Origin of the sequence: Jeotgalibacillus aurantiacus (genome assembly GCF_020595125.1) — a bacterium.
Taxonomy (GTDB): domain Bacteria; phylum Bacillota; class Bacilli; order Bacillales; family Jeotgalibacillaceae; genus Jeotgalibacillus; species Jeotgalibacillus aurantiacus.
Map to the genome: position 1 here is coordinate 1 of NZ_JACNMS010000002.1, position 24,201 is coordinate 24,201.

The 24,201-nt window shown below is 43.7% G+C and carries 27 protein-coding genes; 25 read left to right on the forward strand and 2 right to left on the reverse strand.

Annotation, left to right across the window (positions count from 1 at the left end):
• Nucleotides 1-215, forward strand: a 215-nt coding sequence (locus tag H7968_RS04715; protein WP_227395095.1) for a transcriptional regulator, incomplete at its 5' end; no start/stop codon positions are given.
• Nucleotides 216-560, forward strand: coding sequence for a YolD-like family protein (locus H7968_RS04720; protein ID WP_227395096.1), 345 nt, complete (start codon nucleotides 216-218; stop codon nucleotides 558-560). It abuts the gene before it with no gap.
• A 94-nt stretch (nucleotides 561-654) separates the two neighbouring features.
• Here the strand turns inward: H7968_RS04720 and H7968_RS04725 are convergent, their stop codons facing one another.
• The gene (locus H7968_RS04725) at nucleotides 655-1,128 is read right to left on the reverse strand and encodes a hypothetical protein (RefSeq protein ID WP_227395097.1); all 474 of its coding nucleotides are present in this window, start codon (nucleotides 1,126-1,128) and stop codon (nucleotides 655-657) included.
• A 225-nt stretch (nucleotides 1,129-1,353) separates the two neighbouring features.
• Complete coding sequence (locus H7968_RS04730) at nucleotides 1,354-1,521, reverse strand: hypothetical protein (protein ID WP_227395098.1); 168 nt, start codon at nucleotides 1,519-1,521, stop codon at nucleotides 1,354-1,356.
• Nucleotides 1,522-1,829: 308 nt separating this feature from the next.
• Here H7968_RS04730 and hemW point away from each other — a divergent pair, with 308 nt between their 5' ends.
• From hemW to recO, 23 genes are all read left to right on the forward strand, one after another.
• A complete protein-coding gene (gene hemW / locus H7968_RS04735) occupies nucleotides 1,830-2,963 on the forward strand; it encodes a radical SAM family heme chaperone HemW (RefSeq protein WP_227395099.1) in 1,134 nt (377 codons plus the stop codon).
• Nucleotides 2,964-3,054: 91 nt separating this feature from the next.
• Complete coding sequence (hrcA, locus tag H7968_RS04740) at nucleotides 3,055-4,095, forward strand: heat-inducible transcriptional repressor HrcA (RefSeq protein WP_227395100.1); 1,041 nt, start codon at nucleotides 3,055-3,057, stop codon at nucleotides 4,093-4,095.
• A 147-nt stretch (nucleotides 4,096-4,242) separates the two neighbouring features.
• Nucleotides 4,243-4,815: a nucleotide exchange factor GrpE gene (gene grpE, locus H7968_RS04745; RefSeq protein WP_227395101.1), complete on the forward strand. Its 573-nt coding sequence runs from the start codon at nucleotides 4,243-4,245 to the stop codon at nucleotides 4,813-4,815.
• Between the two features lie 32 nt (nucleotides 4,816-4,847).
• Complete coding sequence (gene dnaK / locus H7968_RS04750) at nucleotides 4,848-6,677, forward strand: molecular chaperone DnaK (protein WP_227395102.1); 1,830 nt, start codon at nucleotides 4,848-4,850, stop codon at nucleotides 6,675-6,677.
• Nucleotides 6,678-6,801: 124 nt separating this feature from the next.
• Complete coding sequence (dnaJ, locus tag H7968_RS04755) at nucleotides 6,802-7,920, forward strand: molecular chaperone DnaJ (protein ID WP_227395103.1); 1,119 nt, start codon at nucleotides 6,802-6,804, stop codon at nucleotides 7,918-7,920.
• A gap of 90 nt (nucleotides 7,921-8,010) precedes the next feature.
• Nucleotides 8,011-8,955 (forward strand): 50S ribosomal protein L11 methyltransferase, encoded by a 945-nt coding sequence (gene prmA, locus H7968_RS04760; RefSeq protein WP_227395104.1) that lies wholly within the window; start codon nucleotides 8,011-8,013, stop codon nucleotides 8,953-8,955.
• Between the two features lie 6 nt (nucleotides 8,956-8,961).
• Nucleotides 8,962-9,714: a 16S rRNA (uracil(1498)-N(3))-methyltransferase gene (locus H7968_RS04765; RefSeq protein ID WP_227395105.1), complete on the forward strand. Its 753-nt coding sequence runs from the start codon at nucleotides 8,962-8,964 to the stop codon at nucleotides 9,712-9,714.
• Nucleotides 9,715-9,719: 5 nt separating this feature from the next.
• Nucleotides 9,720-11,060: a tRNA (N(6)-L-threonylcarbamoyladenosine(37)-C(2))-methylthiotransferase MtaB gene (gene mtaB / locus H7968_RS04770; protein ID WP_227395106.1), complete on the forward strand. Its 1,341-nt coding sequence runs from the start codon at nucleotides 9,720-9,722 to the stop codon at nucleotides 11,058-11,060.
• Between the two features lie 524 nt (nucleotides 11,061-11,584).
• The gene (gene deoC, locus H7968_RS04775) at nucleotides 11,585-12,256 is read left to right on the forward strand and encodes a deoxyribose-phosphate aldolase (RefSeq protein ID WP_227395870.1); all 672 of its coding nucleotides are present in this window, start codon (nucleotides 11,585-11,587) and stop codon (nucleotides 12,254-12,256) included.
• Between the two features lie 239 nt (nucleotides 12,257-12,495).
• Nucleotides 12,496-12,669, forward strand: coding sequence for a 30S ribosomal protein S21 (gene rpsU, locus H7968_RS04780; protein WP_039809800.1), 174 nt, complete (start codon nucleotides 12,496-12,498; stop codon nucleotides 12,667-12,669).
• 23 nt (nucleotides 12,670-12,692) lie between these two features.
• The gene (locus H7968_RS04785; RefSeq protein ID WP_227395107.1) at nucleotides 12,693-13,139 is read left to right on the forward strand and encodes a GatB/YqeY domain-containing protein; all 447 of its coding nucleotides are present in this window, start codon (nucleotides 12,693-12,695) and stop codon (nucleotides 13,137-13,139) included.
• 181 nt (nucleotides 13,140-13,320) lie between these two features.
• On the forward strand, nucleotides 13,321-14,631 hold the full coding sequence (locus H7968_RS04790) for an NfeD family protein (RefSeq protein WP_227395108.1): 1,311 nt from the start codon (nucleotides 13,321-13,323) through the stop codon (nucleotides 14,629-14,631).
• Between the two features lie 18 nt (nucleotides 14,632-14,649).
• Nucleotides 14,650-15,642 carry a flotillin-like protein FloA gene (floA, locus tag H7968_RS04795; protein WP_227395109.1) on the forward strand — a complete coding sequence of 331 codons (993 nt, stop codon included), beginning with the start codon at nucleotides 14,650-14,652 and terminating at the stop codon, nucleotides 15,640-15,642.
• A gap of 27 nt (nucleotides 15,643-15,669) precedes the next feature.
• Nucleotides 15,670-16,140, forward strand: coding sequence for a hypothetical protein (locus tag H7968_RS04800; RefSeq protein ID WP_227395110.1), 471 nt, complete (start codon nucleotides 15,670-15,672; stop codon nucleotides 16,138-16,140).
• A 56-nt stretch (nucleotides 16,141-16,196) separates the two neighbouring features.
• Complete coding sequence (locus H7968_RS04805) at nucleotides 16,197-16,484, forward strand: YabP/YqfC family sporulation protein (RefSeq protein ID WP_227395111.1); 288 nt, start codon at nucleotides 16,197-16,199, stop codon at nucleotides 16,482-16,484.
• Entirely contained in the window at nucleotides 16,481-17,662 is a 1,182-nt protein-coding gene (gene yqfD / locus H7968_RS04810; protein ID WP_227395112.1) for a sporulation protein YqfD, read from the forward strand. Before H7968_RS04805 ends, yqfD begins: the two co-directional genes overlap by 4 nt.
• Nucleotides 17,659-18,621: a PhoH family protein gene (locus tag H7968_RS04815; protein WP_227395113.1), complete on the forward strand. Its 963-nt coding sequence runs from the start codon at nucleotides 17,659-17,661 to the stop codon at nucleotides 18,619-18,621. The genes yqfD and H7968_RS04815 overlap by 4 nt, the downstream gene beginning before the upstream one ends.
• Nucleotides 18,622-18,826: 205 nt before the next feature.
• Entirely contained in the window at nucleotides 18,827-20,983 is a 2,157-nt protein-coding gene (locus tag H7968_RS04820; RefSeq protein WP_227395114.1) for an HD family phosphohydrolase, read from the forward strand.
• Nucleotides 20,980-21,453: an rRNA maturation RNase YbeY gene (gene ybeY, locus H7968_RS04825; protein WP_227395115.1), complete on the forward strand. Its 474-nt coding sequence runs from the start codon at nucleotides 20,980-20,982 to the stop codon at nucleotides 21,451-21,453. Before H7968_RS04820 ends, ybeY begins: the two co-directional genes overlap by 4 nt.
• Before the next feature lie 3 nt (nucleotides 21,454-21,456).
• Nucleotides 21,457-21,819 carry a diacylglycerol kinase family protein gene (locus H7968_RS04830; RefSeq protein ID WP_227395116.1) on the forward strand — a complete coding sequence of 121 codons (363 nt, stop codon included), beginning with the start codon at nucleotides 21,457-21,459 and terminating at the stop codon, nucleotides 21,817-21,819.
• Nucleotides 21,820-21,947: 128 nt separating this feature from the next.
• Nucleotides 21,948-22,346 (forward strand): cytidine deaminase, encoded by a 399-nt coding sequence (locus H7968_RS04835; protein ID WP_134376662.1) that lies wholly within the window; start codon nucleotides 21,948-21,950, stop codon nucleotides 22,344-22,346.
• A complete protein-coding gene (gene era / locus H7968_RS04840) occupies nucleotides 22,339-23,247 on the forward strand; it encodes a GTPase Era (protein WP_227395117.1) in 909 nt (302 codons plus the stop codon). The genes H7968_RS04835 and era overlap by 8 nt, the downstream gene beginning before the upstream one ends.
• A gap of 36 nt (nucleotides 23,248-23,283) precedes the next feature.
• Nucleotides 23,284-24,072: a DNA repair protein RecO gene (gene recO, locus H7968_RS04845; RefSeq protein WP_227395118.1), complete on the forward strand. Its 789-nt coding sequence runs from the start codon at nucleotides 23,284-23,286 to the stop codon at nucleotides 24,070-24,072.
• Nucleotides 24,073-24,201: the final 129 nt, after the last annotated feature.

Consider the following 24,201-nt stretch of genomic DNA (forward strand, 5'->3'; position numbering starts at 1 on the left):
AAAAGCTCTTCAAGTATAGGCAGCAGGGACATACCGTTAAGATGATCTATATGGACAAAACAGGCTTATGTTCGGAGCGGAGGATCAAGATCAGGCAGTTGGGCGAGAACTCATTTACGGCTTTCTGTTTAAAGCGCGGTGCTGTCCGTACATTCCAATACGATAGTATTCTTTCTGTTGTTCTTGTGATTAAACGTGAAAAGGCAGTGATCTAATTGGACAGCAACGATAAAGACCGTGGCACGATCAAGTGGACCAGTATGATGATGCCTGAGCATGTAGCCATGTTGAAGGACTATCTTAAAAACGAGTATGAAGCAGAAGAAAAACCGATCATGGATGAGCAGGTCATGGAGCAAATATTTATGTCTATCGAGGAGTCATGTGAGCAGCACCAAACGATTGATTTACATGTACACGAAAAGATAAAACGTGAGAAGATCCGGGGGAGGGTGACATATATTCATTTCTTGGATCGATATATACTGATGGACACTGAACAATTATTTAAACGAAAGATAAAATTCGAAGATGTGGTTGGCATGGAATTTGTGGAATGATATAATATTTTTGCCAATTTCACTACCTGTTCTTATGTGGTGATAAGGACAAATATAGTGAATCCCCTTGCCATAAGTATAGCAAGGGGATTTTTTATTCTATGATTAGTGCTTCGATCACTGGTGTTTCACCATCATCAGAAATTCCTTTAAAGTTTCCATACACTTCAGTATTAGATTCATTATTAACCCAATCGGTATCAGTAGCTGAATGATGTACCAAGTAGTGCTCATTATTATCAGTAATTAAAATGAATTCTTCACCCTTAGATACATCTTGACCATTTAATGAAAGAACCTCTCCGCGGATTCGTACAGATTCATTTTCTTCTACTTCCCCATTTAAAAACTCACTATAAGAATAAGAATTTGCACGAGCTACATAATCCTCAGTTGCAGGTTGAGCACCATAAAAAATCGTAACTCCCAATACAACTAAAAATAATGGAGCGGTTATAGATGTAGATATCACTCCGGCTTTTCGTGTTCTCTTAAATGCAAGTAGAATAACTGCTGCAATTAAGAGTAAAAACAATAAGAACACAAGTCCGATCAAAAGTATAAGCATAGAATACCCCCTAAATATGTAATTACCAATAGTATACATGAATAGAGGGTAATTGGTTTCAAAACTTGGTTCGTGGTCACAACGTGGTCACAGAATAATCATCAGATATGTTTATTTGTAAATTTGTACAATTACGAAATTCAGCTATATCAACGCTTATGATGAAAAATCATCATATCTGATATTTATAGTGCAGACTCCCACCGTCTCCACCAAAACCTACAATCATTCCAATGATTGGACCTGATCCAAATCAATTAAAAGCTCTTCTATCAATTCGATTTGTGCTGTAACCTCATAATGAATTGAAGAATCCGGATTTTTCTCAAGCCATCTCTTATAGGATTCTAATTTTCTTCTATATGAATGCTTTAACTGCTCTAATGTATTCATTTATATTCCCTCCATTAAATAAGTTTTCCACCCTAGTGCCACCGTTTTAATAAAATACATTGAGATAAACAAAAATATAAAAAATGATGATAAGATACTAATTGAACAGATACACCCTTGATCTGTCTTAATTGCTAAATACAATAGAATACATTAAGATACACTCCGTACTACCATTACCATAAGAAGCATTTATGGCGGTCCTTCAGATGGATGAAGGGGAAAAATAAGCCCATTATAAAAAAGAAGGGGAAAAGAGGCTGCGAGATCAGCGCTCATCCCCTTTTTGCGTGAAAAGAGGAATGATTATGAGCTCGTCAATTTATATTCACATTCCATTTTGTCATCACATCTGTCATTACTGTGATTTCAATAAGGTATTTATGAAAGGTCAGCCCGTTGAAAAATACATTGATATGCTGATCCGTGAATTCTCCATGAAAACGAACGAGGGACACCGGGTGAAAACAGTGTTTGTCGGTGGAGGGACACCGACTGCCCTGACAGCCGCTCAGCTTGAACAGCTATGTGAAGGGATCAGCCGTCATTTTCAGCTCGAAGAAGGAGCAGAATATACGTTTGAGGCCAATCCAGGTGATTTAACACCGGATAAAATTCAGGTGCTTAAAAATCATGGTGTTAACCGATTGAGCTTTGGTGTGCAGTCATTTAACGACCGGCTGCTTGAGAGAATCGGCAGGGGTCACCGCTCGTCTGATGTTTACAGGTCCATTGAGGACGCTCAGAAGGCCGGGATCACAAACCTGAGTGTGGATTTGATCTACGCTCTCCCGGATCAGACACTCGAGGATTTTGAAGACACCTTAAAAAAAGCCATTGAGCTGGATTTGCCGCATTATTCCGGTTATTCATTAATTGTTGAACCTAAAACGGTTTTTTATAACCTGATGAGAAAAGGGAAGCTGCCGCTGCCTGGTGAGGATGCTGAGGCGGCGATGTATGAGCTGTTGATGAAACAGATGGAGGCAGCCGGTCGTAGTCAATATGAAATCAGTAATTTTGCACTTCCGGGGTTTGAAAGTGAACACAATAAAGTGTACTGGAAAAATGAATCCTACTTAGGCCTTGGAGCAGGTGCTCACGGATACATTGATGGCGTCCGCTACTCGAATATCGGCCCTGTGAACAAATATATTCAATCAGTGGAAGAGGGCAATGAGCCGGTTTTACACTCAGCTCTAGTCACGCTCGATGAGAAAATGGAAGAGGAACTATTTCTCGGACTAAGAATGTCAGAAGGCGTGTCAGGTGACACTTTTCTTCAGAAATACGGAAAAGAAATGGATCAGGTATTCAGCGGGCCGATTCAGGAAATGACAAAAAGACATCTTTTAGAGTTCGATCAAAACCGGCTGAAGCTCACAAAGGAAGGGCGCTTTTTAGGCAATGAAGTTTTTCAGGCTTTTCTTGGGATAAATTAATGCGAACTCGTTGACAGTGAAATCATCATTTGATAACTTAATGTTAGATTTAGCACTCGAAATTAAGGAGTGCTAACAGGGGTGATGAAACATGTTAACAGATCGACAATTACTTATTCTTCAAGTGATTATTGATGATTTCATTCGTTCTGCCCAGCCGGTAGGCTCGAGAAGCCTGTCCAAAAAGGAGGAAATCCCTTTCAGTTCAGCCACGATCCGCAATGAAATGTCGGACCTCGAGGAAATGGGACTGATAGAGAAAACACATACTTCATCAGGAAGAGTGCCTTCTGAAAAAGGATACCGGTTTTATGTAGATCATCTTTTAGCTCCTCATGCACTGAGGAAAAAAGATATGTCTCAAATCCAGTCGATTTTTGCGGACCGGATTATGGAGATGGAAAATATCGTACAGCGTTCAGCTGAAATTCTTTCAGAACTGACCAGTTATACGTCCGTTGTGCTCGGACCCGAGCTGCAGGAAAACAGGGTGAAAAATGTTCAGATTGTGCCGATCACGCGTGAAAGTGCGATTGCCATCATCGTAACGGACACTGGCCATGTTGAAAGCAGGAGGTTCTCCATCCCTTCAGGACTGAATCCGGATGACATTGAACAGATGGTGCGTGTGTTAAATGACCGTCTGACCGGAACGCCGTTAGTGGAACTTCAGGATAAGATGTATAAAGAGGTTGCGCTGTTTATTAAGCGGCACATTGCCAACTATGACCTGATGATCGAAGCGATCGCAGAAATCCTGAACATTCCCGTTCATGACAAACTGTTTTTTGGCGGCAAAATGAATATGATGAACCAGCCGGAATTCAGCAATATTGATAAGCTGCGTATGTTTATGGATGTGATTGAAAAAGAGGACTCTCTCTATCCGATTATTAAAAATAATTCAGGGTCGGGTATTCAGGTGAAAATTGGTACTGAAAACAACGATAAAGCGCTCAGCGACATTTCGCTTATTACTGCAACGTTCCCAGTCATAGGCGGACAAAGTGGAGCATTAGCCATTCTTGGTCCGAAAAGAATGGAATATGCAAGGGTGATCAGTCTGTTGAACGTGCTGAGTATGGATCTTTCAAAGGCTTTATCAAAATTTTATGAAACGGAACAGGATTAAATCCGTTATATAGATTCGGGAGAAAAATCCCCCCGCAATCCGTTATATAAAAAACTGCCGGGTATCAAAACCTGATTACCGGCAGTTCATTATGTGGTTTAGCTGTTTGTGAACAGGGAAAACCACTACCGTATTTCAAGGAGGTGAATGAGTGTGTCTGAAAAAGAAAACAGTCAGGAATTCACGGAAACTGCTGAAGAGACAAAGCCTGAAACTGAGGCGGTCGAAGCGGAAGTGAAATCTGAAGCAGAAGGCGAAGAAGGTACACAGGATGCTGCAGAAGAGAACTGGCAGGAAAAGGCTGAGGAAGCTGAAAACCGCTATCTGCGTCTGCGTGCTGATTTTGATAACTATCGCCGCCGTATTCAAAAAGAAAATGAAACCCTTCAAAAATACCGTGCTCAAAATGTTGTGACAGGAATTCTTCCTGCACTCGACAACTTTGAACGCGCGCTTAACATAGAAGTGACAAATGATGAATCAGAATCTCTTCTGAAAGGGATGAAAATGGTTCATGCGAGTCTGTTAGAAGCCCTGAAACAGGAAGGGGTAGAAGTCATTGAGTCTGTTGGACAGGAATTTGACCCTAACCTTCACCAGGCTGTCATGCAGTCTTCCGAAGAAGGAGTCGCATCCAACATCATTACTGAAGAACTTCAAAAGGGATATAAACTTAAGGATCGTGTCATTCGTCCTTCAATGGTAAAAGTGAACGAATAACGAAAAGACTTGAAACAGGAGGCTGATTTGGAATGAGTAAAATTATCGGAATTGACTTGGGAACAACGAATTCATGTGTGGCCGTTCTTGAAGGCGGAGAGCCTAAAGTAATTGCCAATCCGGAAGGTAACCGCACATCACCATCTGTTGTATCGTTTAAAAATGGTGAAAAACAGGTTGGGGAAGTAGCGAAGCGTCAGGCGATTACGAACCCGAACACAATTATGTCTGTTAAGCGCCACATGGGTACAGCTCATAAGGTAGAAGCAGAAGGTAAGGAATATTCTCCTCAGGAGATTTCCGCAATGATCCTTCAGTACTTAAAATCATATGCTGAAAGCTATCTTGGTGAAGAAGTAACAAAAGCGGTGATCACCGTACCAGCTTACTTCAACGATGCCGAGCGTCAGGCAACAAAGGATGCAGGAAAGATTGCAGGTCTTGAAGTTGAGCGTATCATCAACGAGCCGACAGCTGCAGCACTTGCTTACGGTCTTGATAAGATGGAAGAAGATCAGACAATTCTTGTATACGACCTAGGTGGCGGTACATTTGACGTATCGATTCTTGAACTAGGCGATGGCGTATTCGAAGTGCGCTCAACAGCAGGTGACAACCGTCTTGGAGGAGATGACTTTGACCAGGTCATCATCGACCACCTTGTAGCAGAATTCAAAAAAGACAACGGTATTGACCTTTCTAAAGATAAAATGGCTCTTCAGCGCTTAAAAGATGCTGCTGAAAAAGCGAAAAAAGACCTTTCAGGTGTGACATCCACTCAGATTTCACTGCCATTTATCACAGCAGGGGAAGCTGGACCTCTTCACCTTGAACTGAACCTGACACGTGCAAAGTTTGAAGAGCTCTCTTCAGGACTTGTAGAGCGTACAATGGGACCAACTCGTCAAGCGATTAAAGATGCAGGTCTTTCAGCTTCTGAGATTGATAAAATCATCCTTGTTGGTGGATCGACACGTATTCCTGCTGTTCAGGAAGCGATCAAGAAAGAAACAGGTAAAGAGCCGTCTAAAGGTGTTAACCCGGATGAAGTAGTAGCAATGGGTGCTGCGATCCAGGGTGGCGTACTGACTGGTGATGTAAAAGACGTTGTACTTCTTGACGTAACACCATTATCACTTGGTATCGAAACAATGGGTGGTGTATCTACCGTTCTGATTGAGCGTAATACAACGATCCCGACATCGAAATCTCAAACATTCTCAACAGCTGCTGATAACCAGAATGCGGTTGATATTCACGTGCTTCAGGGTGAACGCCCAATGGCAGCGGATAACAAAACACTTGGCAGATTCCAGCTTGGAGATATCCCGCCGGCACCTCGTGGCGTACCACAGATCGAAGTAACGTTCGATATTGATAAAAACGGTATTGTAAACGTAAGTGCAAAAGATCTTGGTACAGGAAAAGAGCAGAAGATTACAATCAAATCTTCTACAGGCTTATCTGATGAAGAGATCGACCGTATGGTAAAAGAAGCTGAGGAAAATGCTGATGCAGACAAGAAGCGCAAAGAAGAAGCGGAAGTCCGCAATGAAGCAGACCAGCTTGTTTTCCAGACAGACAAGACACTTTCTGACCTTGGTGAAAATGTCGATGAAGAAGAAAAGAAGAAAGCAGAAGCTGCACGTGATGAGCTGAAAGAAGCGATCGAGAAAAACGAGATCGAAGAGATCAAAACGAAAAAAGATGCGCTTCAGGAAATTCTTCAGGCTTTATCAATGAAGCTGTATGAAGAAGCAGCGAAGAAAGCAGAAGCTGAACAGCAAAATGCTGAAGGTAATTCTTCTGATGACAATGTTGTCGATGCAGAGTTTGAAGAAGTAGACGACGACAAGAAATAATTAAAGAGCTCAGAAAAAGCCAAAGTCACGGATGTCAGTGCTTTGGCTTTTTCTTTGTCATTGCGAAAAGAAGCGGATTAGTGATAAAATAACCTTTATGCTAAAGGACCCGGGGAGTGTAAAAATGAGTAAACGAGATTACTATGAGGTGCTCGGTTTATCTGAAGGAGCAACCAAAGAAGAAATCAAAAAAGCATACCGTAAGCTCTCGAAAAAATATCATCCTGATATTAATAAAGAAGACGGTGCGGATGAAAAATTTAAAGAAGTAAAAGAAGCATATGAAGTGTTAAGCGACGATCAGAAGCGCGCGCACTACGATCAATTTGGTCATACAGATCCGAACCAGGGCTTCGGCGGCGGAGCGGGCTTTGATGGCTTTGGCGGATTTGAAGATATATTCAGTTCATTTTTCGGTGGAGGCGGCAGACGCCGTGATCCGAATGCGCCACGCCAGGGTAATGACCTGCAGTACACCATGACGATTAAATTCGAGGAAGCGGTTTTCGGTAAAGAAACGGATATCGAAATTCCAAAAGAAGAGACGTGTGAAACGTGCGGCGGTGATGGCGCAAAGCCGGGAACGAAACCTGAAACGTGTCACCACTGTAAGGGATCAGGTCAGCTTAATGTAGAGCAGCAGACGCCGTTTGGCCGTATTGTAAACCGTCGTGTCTGCCATCACTGTGAAGGTTCCGGAAAGCTTGTAAAAGACAAGTGCACAACGTGTGGCGGAAACGGAAAAGTGAAGAAACGCAAGAAAATCCACGTGAAAATCCCTGCCGGAGTAGACGATGGTCAGCAGATGAGAGTGGCTGGCCAGGGTGAGCCGGGCTTTAACGGTGGTCCTCCTGGAGATCTTTATGTTGTATTCCGCGTGCGTCCACATGAGATCTTTGAGCGTGAAGGTGATGATATCTTCCTTGATATGCCGATCACATTTGTTCAGGCCGCACTTGGAGATGAGCTTGAAGTGCCAACTGTTCACGGCAAAGTGAAATGGAAGCTTCCTGCAGGAACACAATCAGGAACAGCCTTCAGATTAAAAGGAAAAGGCGTCAAAAATGTTCACGGCTATGGTACAGGAGATCAGCATATCCGTGTGAAAGTCATCACGCCGAAAAAGCTGACAGACAAACAAAAATCGCTCCTTCGTGAATTTGCTGAAGTAAGCGGAGATGTACCGGATGAACAGCATGATAATTTCTTTGATAAAGTAAAACGCGCATTTAAAGGCGACTGATCAAAAACAATACATGACCCGCATGACTTAAACAGGAATGCGGGTACATATATGACATGATACGGTTAAACATGAAATGGAGCTGGTCTGATGAAGTGGTCAGAAATTAGTATTCACACAACAAATGAGGCAATTGAGCCAATTTCCAATATCCTGCATGAATCAGGTGCAAGCGGCGTCGTCATTGAGGATCCGAAGGAACTTCACAAAGAACGTGAAGATCAGTTCGGTGAAATTTACGATTTAAATCCGGATGATTACCCTGACAGCGGCGTTATTGTAAAGGCTTATCTGCCGGTCAACAGCTTTCTTGCTGAAACAGTAGACGGAATCAAACAGGAAGTCAGCAATCTTGTTTCGTTTGATATTGATATCGGAGCCAACAAAGTCGAGATCAGTGAAGTCAACGAAGAGGAATGGGCAACCGCGTGGAAAAAATATTATAACCCTGTCAAGATTTCCTCCACTTTTACCATCGTCCCGACGTGGGAAGATTATGAAAGAGTTTCAAGCGATGAACTGATTATTGAACTCGATCCCGGAATGGCTTTCGGTACAGGAACACACCCGACAACCGTGATGTGTATTCAGGCCCTTGAACGCACCGTTAAAGAGGGGGATTCTGTCATCGATGTCGGAACAGGGTCCGGTGTATTAAGTATTGCAGCTGCACTTTTAAAAGCCGATAAAGTGCTTTCGCTTGATCTTGATGAAGTCGCTGTCAGAGCAGCAAAAGAAAATGTTGAATTAAACAAAGTGGAGAACATTGTGACCGTTCAGCAGGGCAACCTGTTGGACCAGCAGCAGGAAACATACGAAGTGATCGTGGCAAATATTCTTGCAGAAGTCATTTTAACATTCACCGATGATGCTTATAAGCTGACGGCAGAAGGCGGGACCTTTATTACTTCCGGCATCATTAAGCAGAAAAAAGAAATGGTGAAGGATGCACTGATTCAGTCTGGATTTGTGATCGAAGAAGTGCTGTCAATGGAAGATTGGGTAGCCATTATCGCCAAAAAGCCGAAAGAGTGATCAGCCATGCAACGTTATTTTACAGACATTCTATGTCCTGAGGATAAACGATTTACCGTGAGTGGCGATGATGCCAGACATATGATCCGCGTCATGAGAATGAAGGCAGGGGATTCATTTATTGCGGTATTCAAAGATCAAACCGCATATCGATCCGTTATAACCGGAGTAAATGATACTGAAGTTGAAGCTCTTGCTGAAGAAAAGCTGGATCGCACGCCTGAGCTGCCGATTCATGTGACGATTGCACAGGGATTGCCAAAAGGTGATAAACTGGAGCTTGTGATTCAAAAAGCGACTGAACTCGGTTTTTCGCGCATGATCCCTTTTAAAGCAGATCGCTCCATTGTAAAATGGGATGATAAAAAGGGACAAAAGAAAACGGACCGCTGGCAGAAAATCGCCAGGGAAGCTGCAGAACAGAGTCATCGGACGGTCGTCCCTGACATTGCAACGCCAGTCAGCTTTCATGATCTGGTCGGAACATTTTCAGACTATGATGCCGTCATTACGGCTTATGAAGAACAGGCGAAATCAGGAGAAAAATCGAACTTTTCTTCAGTCCTGTCCCGCTTACCGGAGGGTAGTCAGCTTCTTGTTATTGTGGGACCGGAAGGCGGATTGTCAGAAAAGGAAATAGACATCCTTGAACAGAATCAGGCTGTCAGCTGCGGCTTTGGTCCGCGGATTTTACGTACGGAAACCGCTCCGCTCTATGCGCTGGCAGCGATTTCGTACCATTATGAATTAATGAGGTGAACAAAATGGCAACAGTCGCATTTCATACATTGGGCTGTAAGGTGAACCATTATGAAACAGAAGCGATTTGGCAGCTTTTCAAGTCAAATGGCTATGAGCGCGTTGACTATGAACAAACGTCTGACGTTTATGTAATTAACACGTGTACCGTTACAAATACAGGAGATAAAAAAAGCCGCCAGGTGATCAGAAGAGCGATCAGGAAAAATCCTGATGCCGTGATTTGTGTCACAGGCTGTTATGCACAGACATCTCCTGCAGAAATTATGGCGATCCCAGGTGTTGACATCGTAGTCGGAACACAGGACCGCACAAAAATGCTTGGTTACATTGATCAGTACCGTGAAGAGCGCCAGCCGATCAACGGCGTAACGAACATTATGAAAAACCGTACGTACGAAGAGCTCGATGTACCTGCGTTTACAGACCGCACGAGAGCCTCGCTGAAAATCCAGGAAGGCTGCAACAACTTCTGTACGTTCTGCATCATTCCATGGGCGCGCGGCCTTATGCGTTCACGTGATCCTGAAGAAGTCATCAAACAGGCGCAGCAGCTTGTTGATGCAGGATACAAAGAAATTGTCCTGACAGGCATCCATACTGGCGGTTACGGTGAGGATATGAAGGATTATAACCTTGCCATGCTGCTGACAGATCTTGAAGCACGCGTGAAAGGTCTGAAGCGAATCCGTATTTCTTCAATCGAAGCCAGCCAGTTAACAGACGAAGTCATCGACGTCATCGACCGCTCCAACATGGTTGTAAGACATCTTCACATTCCATTGCAATCCGGCTCAAACACGGTGCTGAAACGGATGAGAAGAAAATATACGATGGAATTTTTCGCAGAGCGTCTTGAAAAGCTCAAAAAAGCATTGCCTGGTCTCGCTGTTACATCTGATGTCATTGTTGGATTCCCTGGTGAAACGGAAGAAGAATTCATGGAAACCTACCGCTTCATTCAGGAACAGAAATTCTCAGAGCTGCACGTGTTCCCATACTCTAAACGTACAGGCACACCTGCAGCAAGAATGGATGATCAGGTTGACGAGGAAGTGAAAAACGAGCGGGTTCACCGCCTGATTTCCCTGTCAGATCAGCTGGCAAAAGAATATGCTTCCGATTATCAGGATGAAGTGCTCGAAGTCATCCCGGAAGAACAGTACAAAGAAGATCCAACCGGTTCACTTTACGTAGGGTATACAGATAACTATCTGAAAGTGATTTTCCCTGCCAATGAAGAAATGGTTGGTAAGCTTGTCAAAGTGAAAATTACGGAGTCAGGTTATCCGTATAATAAAGGCGAGTTTGTCCGCGTGATGGCGGATGAGCACATGCCGGTATAACCGTTAGCTGTAAGGGTGGGACATATTTGTGTCTCACCCTTTTGGTATTTATTGTGCAAACTGTGCCAGGTCAATCTTTCGTGTTGGCGGCTGTTTTGAGAGTCTGATTCAAAAGTCACTGAACTCACAAATTCCTGTCTAAGCTCACAAACTCGTTGCCTAACCAGACGAACTTCGCGTCTAACCTGACGAACCCATGGCCGAAGCTTACAAATTCCTCATGTAACCTCACGAACTCGTACCGCGGACATCCAGAAGTGTCCGACGGCTCATGTTGGATTAAAATTTATAGTCCAATAGTCACTGAACTCACAAATTCCTGTCCAAACTCACAAACCCGCCGCCTAACCTGACGAACTTCGCGTTTAACCTGACGAACTCATGGTCGAAGCTCACAAATTCCTATGGTAACCTGACGAACCGGTTCCACCATCCAAATCACATCTTCCACCATAAAGAAAAAATAGCGCTTCTATTCGATTAATGTTAGAATAGGTACGTACATCTGACGAAAAGGAGAATTTATCATGACATCTATCGCAAAAATGATCGATCATACATTACTAAAACCAGAAGCAACAAAGGAACAAATCACAAAACTTTGTGAAGAAGCTGCAGAACATGGCTTTATGTCTGTATGCGTAAATCCTGCATGGGTAAAGCTTTCAAGTGAACTGCTTGCAGGAACTGATGTGAAAGTTTGTACAGTTATCGGATTCCCTCTTGGTGCATCTGCTTCTGAAACAAAAGCATTTGAAACGAAGCAGGCGATTGAAGACGGAGCAACTGAAGTGGACATGGTCATCAATATCGGTGCACTGAAGAGCGGAGATGCCGAGACTGTGAAAACAGACATTCAGGCAGTAACAGCTGCTGCAAAAGGCAAAGCCCTTACAAAGGTGATTATTGAAACATCACTTTTAACTGACGAAGAAAAGGTAACTGCTTGTGAGCTTTCAGTTGAAGCAGGTGCTGACTACGTTAAAACGTCTACCGGATTTAATGGTGGCGGTGCAACACCTGAAGACATCGCTTTAATGCGTAAGACAGTAGGGCCGGACCTTGGTGTGAAAGCTTCAGGCGGAGTGCGCTCAGCTGAAGATGCACAGGCAATGATCGAAGCGGGAGCAACACGTATCGGAGCAAGCTCTGGTATTCAGATTGTTCAGGGACAGGTTGCAGACAGCGACTACTAAACTCAACTTAAAAAACCTCCTTTCAGATGCCTTTTCTGTCAGGAGGTTTTTTCGTGCTGAATCTTCTGAATGGGTGTTGACCGGTGGAAATTGTTATATTATACTGTATAAGTACATGGGAATTCCCCATGAATGCCAGTAAGTATCCCTATCTTACTGCATGCAATGAAGAATAATATTTTATTATTCTCTTTGCCTGAATATGTAAGCGTAGTGTGTTCGGAGGGAGGGAATTAGAGATGTCAAAAACGGTCGTTCGCAAAAACGAATCACTCGAAGATGCTCTTCGCCGCTTTAAAAAGACTACATCAAAGGCTGGTACTCTTCAGGAGTTCAGAAAGCGTGAATTTTATGAAAAGCCAAGCGTAAAGCGTAAGAAAAAGTCTGAAGCTGCAAGAAAGCGCAAGTTCTAATATAGGAATAGAAGGTGCATGAAGTGAGTCTAGTCAATCAGCTTAATCAGGATATGAAAACGGCTATGAAAAACAGAGAAAAAGATCGTCTTTCTGTGATCAGGATGGTGAAGTCTGCTCTTCAGAATGAAGGTTACAGACTGAATCGCCAGGAACTGACTGAGGAAGAGGAGCTTACTGTTTTAAGCCGTGAACTTAAACAGCGAAGAGATTCCTATCAGGAGTTTCAAGCTGCTGGCAGAGATGATCTGACGGCGAAGCTTCAGCAAGAAATTGCCCTGCTTGAAACCTATATGCCAAAGCAGTTAACAGAAGAAGAGCTTGAATCAGTAGTCATCGAGACGATTAAAGAGACGAATGCTTCCTCTAAGGCTGATATGGGCAAGGTAATGAGTGCAATTATGCCGAAAGTTAAAGGTAAAGCTGATGGAGCGCTTGTTAATAAAAAGGTTCTTCAGCACTTATCATAAAACTGATTTTTATTACATGAATCAGTTCGGTACACAAATCAAGCCGCGACAAAACATGTCGCGGCTTGATTATTTTTATCCGATCTGCACAAAATGTAATAAGAATCAGTTTTTTTTGAAACTTTTTAAAAGTACATACGTATTAAAGTCAAAGCTATATTTTAGGGAAAGGGGGATCTCAGTGATTCGTAAAGGAGTTGTACTGCTTTTAGCTGCTGCAGTCATCTTCTCGCTTATTTCTTTTGTTCATCCTGCTTCAGCATCCGGTCGTACCGTTTTTGTGGCACCGATTGAAAACGAGGTGGAACGGGGGCTTGCTTCATTTTTACAAAGATCCATTAATGAAGCAGAAGAAAGCGGCGCGGAAACAATTGTATTTGAGCTTGATACACCGGGTGGACTTGTGGATGCCGCGGAAGATATAGGAGAAATTTTTTCTGATACTGATCTTGAAATTATTGCCTACGTCAATCCAAACGCCATTTCAGCGGGGGCATATATCGCTTTAAATGCAGACGACATATATTTTTCTGAAAATGGAAAAATGGGTGCTGCAGCGGTAATCACATCTTCTGGTGGTGACGCTGACCTTAAGGCTCAGAGCAATTGGCTTGCGGCGATGACAAATGCTGCTGTTAATTCTGGAAAAGACCCTGAAATCGCTGAAGCTATGGTTGATTCATCCGTGTCAATTCCCGGAATTGTTGAAGAGGGGGAGCTTTTGACATTAACCCCGGCGGTTGCTGAAGAAGTTGGTTATTCAAATGGTACGGTTAATAGTATCGATGAACTATTGATGGCACTTGGATATGAGGATGCGGAGGTCATTAACCTTGAGCCCACATTCCTTGAGAATGTAGCACGATTTATCACTAATCCAATCGTGGTTCCGATTCTGCTGTCTATTGCAAGCATCGGGCTGGTGGTAGAGCTGTATTCTCCCGGCTTCGGTGTGGCAGGCACTATGGGGCTCGTTGCTCTGATGATGTTTTTCTTCGGGCATCTCGTCGCGGGGTTGGCTGGTCTTGAGGTCGTCATTTTACTGCTGATCGGGATTGCGCTGATCATAGCGGAGTTTTTTGTCCCCGGCGGTATTCTTGGTATAGCCGGGCTTGCGGCGGTCATTGCAAGTATCTTACTTGCCGGTAACAGTATTGTATATATGGGAATCGCAGTTTCTATTGCAATACTTGCCGGAGTAATTGGGATGGTGATTATGGTGAAATTTTTAGGGAAAAACCTTCACCTATTAAAGAAAATTATTTTAAGTGATTCAACGAATACTGAAAGCGGCTACGTTTCCAATGTGAACCGTCATGAACTGATCGGCCAGATTGGTAAAACAAGAACGGCCCTCAGACCATCCGGTACCATCATCATTGCAGATGAACGCATTGATGCCGTTTCGGAAGGCAGTTACATCGATAAGGATAAGGATGTAAAAGTCGTAAAAGTTGAAGGTTCAAGAATTGTTGTCAGAGAAGTTAATTAAATTTAGGGAGTGAATGGAATGGGAACAGAAGCAATTACATTAATTATTATCGTTGTAGCTGCCGTGATTGCCCTTGGTGTGCTGTTTACATTTGTACCGGTTACGCTATGGATTTCGGCATTGGCTGCAGGTGTTAAAGTCAGCATCTTTACGTTAATCGGGATGAGATTAAGAAGGGTAATTCCAAGCCGCGTCATTAATCCGATGATCAAAGCACATAAAGCAGGTGTGGATGTCAGCATTAATCAGCTTGAAAGCCACTATCTTGCAGGTGGTAACGTAGACCGCGTGGTAAACGCACTCATTGCTGCCCAGCGTGCGAATATTGAGCTTGCCTTTGAACGCTGTGCTGCGATTGACCTTGCGGGTCGTGACGTCTTACAGGCTGTTCAGATGAGTGTAAACCCTAAGGTAATCGAAACGCCATTTATCGCCGGTGTGGCAATGGATGGGATTGAAGTAAAAGCAAAGGCGCGTATTACGGTACGTGCAAATATTGACCGTCTTGTCGGTGGTGCGGGTGAAGATACAGTTGTGGCCCGTGTTGGTGAAGGCATTGTCAGTACAATCGGTTCAAGTGATAACCATAAGAAAGTGCTTGAAAATCCTGATCTGATTTCACAAACCGTTTTAGGTAAAGGTCTTGATTCAGGTACAGCGTTTGAAATTCTGTCGATCGATATTGCGGATGTTGACATCGGCAAAAACATCGGTGCTGAACTTCAGACTGAACAGGCTGAGGCAGACAAGAACATTGCCCAGGCGAAAGCGGAAGAGCGTCGTGCCATGGCCGTAGCGCAGGAACAGGAAATGAGAGCCCGCGTTGAGGAAATGAAGGCGAAGGTTGTGGAAGCGGAAGCAGAGGTACCGCTTGCGATGGCTGAAGCACTTCGTGAAGGAAATATTGGCGTAATGGACTACATGAATATTAAAAATATTGATGCTGATACGGGGATGCGCGATTCTATCGGAAAGATCTCCGGTGGCAAAGATGACAGCAAGAAAAAATAAGGCCGGGAATGAAAGGAGGCCTGCTCCATGGAACTGATTATCATGGCCATTATTGCTGGGGTCATCAGTCTCATCAATAATCAGAAGAAAAAAGAGGAGCCGAATGAAAAGCCTAAACCTGCTCCTGTGCCGCAAACCAATCAGCAGCAGCCTCAGAAAAAAGCAAAAAATCTGCGTGAAACGTTTGATCGTCATGCAAAAGAGCTTGCCAGTGAGTATGAGAAGCAGCGTGCTGAGATTGAAAAATCAAAAACAGGCAGACAACCTGTAAAAAGACCTGATCGGGTGAAACAGGCCGCTGCCGCAAAAATAGAAGTCGAAAAACCTGCTTCAGCGCCAAGAGTTTCATCATTAAAATCGAAAAAAGATCCAATTAAGGAATCGGACCTCACGATCAATGATGGCCTGGATTCAAAGGACCTCGTGAACGGAATCATTTTTTCTGAAGTTCTTGGACCACCGCGATCGAAACAGCATTACCGTGGAAATAAAAGATAAAGTTTTTCATTGCCCTCCTTTTGTTTACATATAGTAAACAGAAGGAGGGCTGTTTTATGAAAACGAAATGGATGCAATCGGCTCAAGCTCTGCTTAGACTACCTGATGATTTGATCTATGACATACCGAAAATTGTCTGGATTGGCAGACAGCTTTTATTTATCGAAAATCATAAAGGTTTGCTTTATTATTCAGACAGACAAATTGCATTTTCTTCAGGTTGCGGAAAAGTGCTGGTTGCCGGCCGGGATTTGCTGATTTCTGCTATGACAGGAGAACAGGTCACGATAAGAGGAATGGTTGAAGATGTGAAAATTGACTATGACGCAGGACAGTCGGAATGAAACACGCCATTCCAGGGTATGTACACGTCAGGGTGAAAGGCGATGGGAGAAACTCTCTGCTCGCTGAACTTTCGAAGAAAAAAATTGAAGTTAAGATGCTGAAAGAATCAGCTCCGGAAGAAATCACGTTTCTTATACCTATCCAGGCTATGAGAAGCTTAAGGCGTGCTGCATTTAAAAAAGGCTGCAAAGTGTCATTGTCCCAGGGGGGAGGGGCTTATTATTCCCTTTTAAGGCTGCGAAGCAAGATGAGTATGATCATTGCTGCCTGTCTTGCCTGCCTGGTTTTTTGGGGAGGTCTACAGTTTTTATGGGGGATTGAGGTGGTGGGAGGAAGTCCCGAGGTCCGGCTTGAAACAGAAATGCTCCTGCGGGAGAAAGGTTATCAAAGTGGAGCTTTGTTAAGACAACTGCCAACAGAGAAAGAAGTGGTTTCAAAACTTTATCAGAATATTGAGCAGATTTCATGGGCAGGCTTTGACTGGAAGGGAACGAGACTCATTGTACATATTAGAGAAAAGAAGGAACTGCCACCAGCCTCAAAAAATCAGAATGCCCATCTCGTCGCTTCAAAAACAGGTACTGTACAGAAGATGTTAATTGAAGCTGGTACGCCGGTAAAGGAGCGCTATCAAGTTGTAAAAAAAGGAGAACTGCTCGTATCGGGCTTCATCGGTGCTGAAGGAAAAGAAAAAGCTGTTCGCGCATCAGGTGAAGTTTATGCGCACACATGGTATGAAACAGAGGTTGTCATACCTGAAAACACCATCGTGTATTCTTTGTCGGGAAAAGAATACGACTCTTATGCACTACAGGCAGGCAGTACAAAAACACCTGACATTCACATTAATAAAGAGCATTTTGGCATCCAACAGACGAATAGAAAAATCAAATCTTTTGAATGGTTTGGCTGGGAATTGCCGTTCACCATGATTCAAACGGAAAATAGAGAAGTAAAAAAGATAAAGAAAAGATTAACGAAACAACAAATAAGGGAAGCAGGACTGAAAATCGGGGCCAAAGAGGTTCTAGCCTTAACAAATGGGACGGGCACAATCCTGAAGGAAAAAATTTTGCATGAACAAATTGAGAATGGTAAAGTAAAGCTAACAATCTATTACCAAGCATTAGAAGAAATTGCTGAAGTTAAACCTTTTACTGAGGAGACACGCGAATGATTGAACAGCGAATTACTGTGGATTACCCACTCGAAGACCCGAATGAAGCCGTAGCTTTATTTGGAACATCAGATGCTCATTTAAAAACCATTGAGGAAGACCTGGATGTAACGATTGTGTCAAGAGGCGAATCATTGCGTATTACAGGCACCGAAGAAGGCATTGAGCGTGCCCGAAAAGTCATTAATGAATTGCTGGCAGTAATCAGAAAAGGTATTCAGATCAGCCAGCGGGATGTCATTTATGCGGTACAGATGGCTTTGAGAGGAACAATTGAGTACTTTAATGAACTCTATAATGAAGAAATAACGAAAAGTGCCAAAGGAAAGTCCATCCGGGCCAAAACAATGGGACAGCGTCAGTACATTACAGAGATTCGTAAAAAAGATCTTGTTTTCGGTATTGGTCCTGCGGGGACAGGGAAAACGTACCTGGCCGTTGTGATGGCTGTACATGCACTGAAAAATAATAAAGTGAAGAAAATCATCCTGACCCGCCCTGCTGTCGAAGCGGGAGAAAGCCTCGGCTTCCTGCCGGGGGATTTAAAAGAAAAGGTGGATCCTTATCTGCGCCCGCTGTATGACGCATTGAATGATGTGCTGGGCCCCGATCAGACGCAGCGGTTCATTGAAAGAGGGATCATTGAGATTGCACCTCTTGCCTATATGAGAGGGCGGACGCTGGATGATGCATTTGTCATTCTGGATGAAGCGCAGAATACAACCAACGCACAGATGAAAATGTTTTTGACACGACTCGGATTTGGCTCGAAAATGGTCATTACCGGGGACCAGAGTCAGGTTGACCTGCCGAAGGGGATGGAGTCGGGCTTAGTGGCAGCACAGAAACGGCTGCGTAATGTAACGGGAATCGGGTTTCAGTACCTCGAAAAAACCGATGTAGTGAGACATCCGCTGGTTTCAAAAATTATTGGTGCCTACGAGGGCGGAACAGAATAACAGATACGTGTTAACCAGTCACCCTGCCGTACGTCCTCCCAGGACGTACGGCAGGGTGATTTTAATATTTATCACATATGAACCTGTATTTTCATAAGTGAAATACAGACTTTTCATTTTTCAATTGGTTTTTTCTGCTATACTGTATTAAAAGTAGTAATGTGTCTATTTTACATACATTTTGTTTCATCCGGGAGTGAATGGAATGGAAAATTGGATCCAGCGTATGAAAAATATACTGAGTTATGCCTTTTTTAAATGGATCCTGCTGGGTCTTGTTGCTGTCTTTGTTTTTGTCCTTCTTATAAGTCATGTCAGAACACAAACATATAACATCAGCCTGTTTTCAGTTGCTGAAGAAACGATACGGTCTCCAAAAACGATTGTTGATGAAAGAAGAACGGAAATTGAACAGGAACGCGCTGCATCTGAAGTGGAAGAAGTGTACGTTTATCGACCTGAGGTTGTTGATAACCGAACGTCTCTGACCGCATCCATTTATGATTTTGCCATGGATTTTAACCTTGATCAGGGAGGCTCCGAACCATCTGAACCATCATCTGATCAGGGCGTAAACAACGAGAGACTGTCCTCTTTGAAATCAGCACTTTCAGAAGATGTTTCTGAAAATGTGACTGAAAATATTAACGATGAAATATTGATTCAGCTGCTGTCTTCCAGTGATGAGGCACTTGAAGAAGCTAAAGTCCTCACAGTTCGTCAAATTGAACAGGTGATGGAGGAGCCGATCAGACAGGATGAAGTAAGTGCTGCAAAAACGGAAGTCCAGAACAATTTATCATCACTGACATTCAGTGAAGGCTTAAAAAATGCATCGATTGAACTGGCCCGCTTTGCCATTATTGAAAATAATGTATTTGACCCCGAACAGACGGAAGCGAGAATTCTTCAGGCCCGGGAAGCAGTAGAGCCGGTACAGATTTTAGAAGGACAGGTGATTGTACAGGAAGGCTATCTGATTGACCGCGATGTATACAGACAGCTTGAGGAACTTGGGCTTACAACGAATGAAGCATCTGTTCTGCCATATATCGGGCTCATTATTTTTTCACTACTCATTATTTTCGTGATTCACTTCCTGTTTTCTTCCTGGAAAACGTCCACGGATAAAAAACAGACTTACCTTGTACTGGTGAGTATGATTTTTCTCCTGTCACTTGGGTTAATGAAAGTAACAGAATTGGTTAGGGAACTCGACATTCTGCAGATTGGGTACCTTTTTCCGGCGGCAATGGCCCCTATGCTGCTAAAAAGCATGATTAATACCAGAGTCGCATTGACCATTACAATGCTCCAGTCCGTATGTGCAAGCATTGTTTTTAATGATACGATTACGGGGTCGGTTAATGTAGAAGTCTCTCTTTATTTTCTGTTCAGCGGATTGGCAGGGATTTTATTTCTTTCAAACAGCAGAAGACGGACACATCTGCTGCGGGCGGGTCTATTCGTTTCAGCGGCAAATATCCTTTTTCTGATGTCATTAATGCTCATTGAAAATGCGCAGTTTACATATGTGGATTATGCCCTATTTGGTGTATTTGCCATTGTCTCGGGCATTCTTGCTTCGATTTTAACGATCGGGCTGCTTCCTCTTTTTGAAGCGGGATTTGGTATTCTCTCCACGATGAAACTGGTCGAACTATCAAACCCTAATCATCCGTTGTTAAAAAAAATACTGACAGAAGCACCTGGCACCTATCATCACAGCGTCATGGTGGCGAACCTTGCGGAAGCAGCCTGTGAAGCAATCGGGGCAAATGGTTTACTGGCCCGTGTCGGCTGTTACTATCACGATATCGGGAAAACCAAGAGGCCTCACTATTTTATCGAAAATCAAATTTCCAGCCAGAACCCTCATGACCGCCTGTCACCTGAAACGTCAAGAGATATTATTATTGCCCATGCGGTTGAAGGGGCTGAAATGCTAAGAAAATATAAGCTGCCACAGGAGTTTATTGATATTGCAGAACAGCATCACGGCACCACGTTGTTAAAGTTTTTCTATTATAAGGCGAAAGAGAATGGATTTGACCCGAAAGAAGCAGAATACCGTTATCCAGGCCCAAAACCTCAATCAAGAGAGGCGGCAGTGATTTCAGTTGCCGACAGCGTGGAAGCTGCAGTAAGATCCATGAAGGAACCGAACGCAGAAAAAATCCGCCAGCTTGTTCAGTCAATCGTTCAGGACAGGTTGCAGGATGGACAATTTAATGAATCTGACCTGACATTGAAAGAGCTTGAAACGATTAAGAGGGTTTTCTGTGAAACGCTGAACGGGATTTTTCACTCCAGAATCGAGTACCCTGAATTCAAAAAAGAAGAAAGGAAGAAGCAGGCATGACACTACACATAGATTTTATCGATGAAACTGAGAACCTCTCTGAGGAAGACAAGAGTCTCGTAAGCAGGCTTCTGACTTTTGCAGCAGAAAAAGAAGGTGTAGAAAACGGGGAATGCTCCGTCACTTTTGTATCAGATGAGCGCATTCAGGAAATTAACCGTGAATACCGTCAAAAGGACCAGGCGACAGATGTCATTTCATTTGCCATGGAAGAGCTCGGCGAGGATGAAATGGAAATCACAGGAGAAGCAGATCTTGAAAGGATGCTTGGAGACATCATTATTTCTGTGCCAAAAGCAAAAGAACAGGCAGAGGAGTACGGTCATTCCTTTTCAAGAGAGCTTGGCTTCCTTGCTTTACACGGATTCTTACACCTTTTAGGATACGATCATATGAAGGAATCAGATGAAGCGGTGATGTTTGGCCGCCAGAATGACATTTTAGAGGAATTTGGCCTGTCGAGGTCCTGATTGATGGATGTGAGAAAATTAATCCGATCATTCCGTTATGCGGCAAGTGGGGCAAAGGACGTATTTCGTCACGAACAGAATTTTAAAATCCATACCGTTGTCGGCCTGATTACGATCGGACTGGCTTTTCTGCTAAAGCTGAACGGGACCGAGTGGCTGATTTTACTTCTATTTATCGGAGGTGTACTGGCCCTTGAACTGATGAATACAGCGATTGAGCGTACAGTCGATCTTGTCACAGAGGAGCTTCATCCACTTGCAAAAAAAGCAAAGGATGCGGCCGCTGCGTCTGTCCTGTTTTTTGCCATTGCAGCGGCGATTGGCGGGTTGATTTTATTCATTCCAAAGCTGTTGGCAATTTTATAAGTCAGTGGAAACGTTTTAACTTAAAAAAGATCAGTTTTATAGTATAATGATAAGAGAAGGGAGAATTACTTAACGAACGTTAAGTCTTCTCCTTTTTTTAACCTCTTGATATTAAAGGAGCTAATGAGATGAACCGTGAACAATTAATGGCTGAAGCAAAGATCGCACGTGAAAAAGCATACGTGCCTTATTCTAAATTCCAGGTGGGTGCTGCCCTTCTGACAGAGGACGGAAAGGTACACCACGGCTGTAATATTGAAAATGCTGCTTACAGCATGTGTAACTGTGCAGAGAGAACAGCTCTTTTTAAAGCTTATGCTGAAGGAGACCGTAAGTTCAAAGCGATTGCGGTCGTTGCAGATACGAAAAGACCCGTACCGCCATGTGGAGCATGCAGACAGGTCATTGCAGAGCTGTGCCCGCAGGATATGATGGTTTACTTAACTAACCTTCAGGGGGATGTACAGGAGCTGACTGTAGCCGAACTTCTGCCTGGAGCATTTATGCCGGAGGATTTAAATGGATAATCAAAAACACAAATCAGGCTTTATCTCGATTGTTGGACGCCCTAACGTAGGAAAGTCAACTTTTCTTAATCGTGTCATTGGTCAGAAAATCGCCATCATGAGTGATAAGCCTCAAACGACCCGAAACAAAATTCAAGGGGTCCTGACAACAAATGAAAGCCAGATGATCTTTATTGATACACCTGGTATTCATAAACCGAAACATAAGCTTGGCGACTTTATGATCAAAATGGCAACGAACACGTTCCGTGAAGTGGACCTCATTTTATTTATGGTCAATGTAGACGAAGGCTATGGACGTGGGGACGAATATATTATGGAGCTGCTGAAAGATGTGAAAACACCCGTCTTTTTAGTACTCAATAAAATTGATACGCTTCACCCGGATGAGTTACTTCCAATCATCGATGAGTACCGGAACCGTTTTGATTTCACTGAAACGATTCCGATCTCTGCACTTGAAGGAAATAATGTCGATACGCTGTTAAATCAGATTTCATCTTATTTGCCGGAAGGACCGCAGTACTATCCAGCTGACCAGGTTACGGACCACCCTGAACGCTTTATTATCTCAGAGCTGATCAGAGAAAAGGCACTGCATCTGACGCGTGAAGAAATTCCTCACTCCATTGCTGTTTCCATTGAACAGATTAAAAAAGAGGAAGGCCGGGACCTGATCGATGTCATGGCAACGATTGTGGTAGAACGCGATTCACAAAAAGGAATCGTGATCGGAAAACGAGGTGCCATGCTGAAAGAAATCGGACAGCGCGCGCGTGAAGATATTGAAAATCTGCTCGGTTCAAAAGTCTATCTTGAGCTGTGGGTAAAAGTTCAGAAAGACTGGCGCAACAAAGCCAACAGCCTGCGTGACTTCGGGTTTAATGAAAACGAGTATTAATCGCCGGCAGAACGCACGCTAAAAGGAGACCTTACCATGCTTCAAAAGTGCGAAGGGATTGTTATACGGACAAAAGATTACGGCGAAACAAATAAAGTGGTGACTCTTTTTACAAGAGAACTTGGCAAAACAGCCGTCATGGCACGCGGAGCCAAAAAAACCAACAGCAGACTGTCTTCAGTCTCCCAGATGTTCACGCACGCACAGTACCTGATTCAGGGCGGTTCCGGCATGGGTTCACTCCAGCAGGGGGAAATGCTCCATTCCAGCCGCGTGCTGAAAGAAGACCTTTATAAAGCAGCGCACGCAAGCTTCATGGCGGAACTGCTCGATAAAGCAACCGAAGACCGAAAACCTAATCCATTCCTGTTCGAATTAACCAGACAATGCTTCGGTCTGATCAATAGCGGCTACGATGAGGAAGTCATCTGTTATATTTATGAGCTGAAGCTGCTCCCGCTGTTTGGCGTAGAGCCTGTTCTGAACCGCTGTGTTAATTGCGGACAGGGAGAGGGAGATTTCTCCTTCTCCTTCAGAATGAACGGTTTTTTGTGTCACCGCTGCAGCTCAGTGGACGACTACAAACTGCCTTTATCTGCAAAAGCCGTCCGTCTCCTCAGACTGTTTTATTTTCTGGACCTTGACCGTCTCGGTAAATTATCAGTCAGCGATAGAACCAAACTGGAGCTGAAAAGGGTGATCAGGACATACTACGACGAGTACGTAGGCGTTTTCCTGAAATCCCGGTCATTCCTCGACCAGCTCGACCGCATGAAGCAGACCATCGGCGACATTCACAAAAACGAAAAAACCCCTCCGGAATAATGATCCGGCGGGGTTTTGGTGTATCTTAAAGAACCAAGTACCGGGGGATTCCTCCGCTTTCCGCGGCCGCGCGGTGAGCCAGCTAGTGCTTCGCACTACGCTGTCTCACCTGTCGCTTCTCTGCCGCAG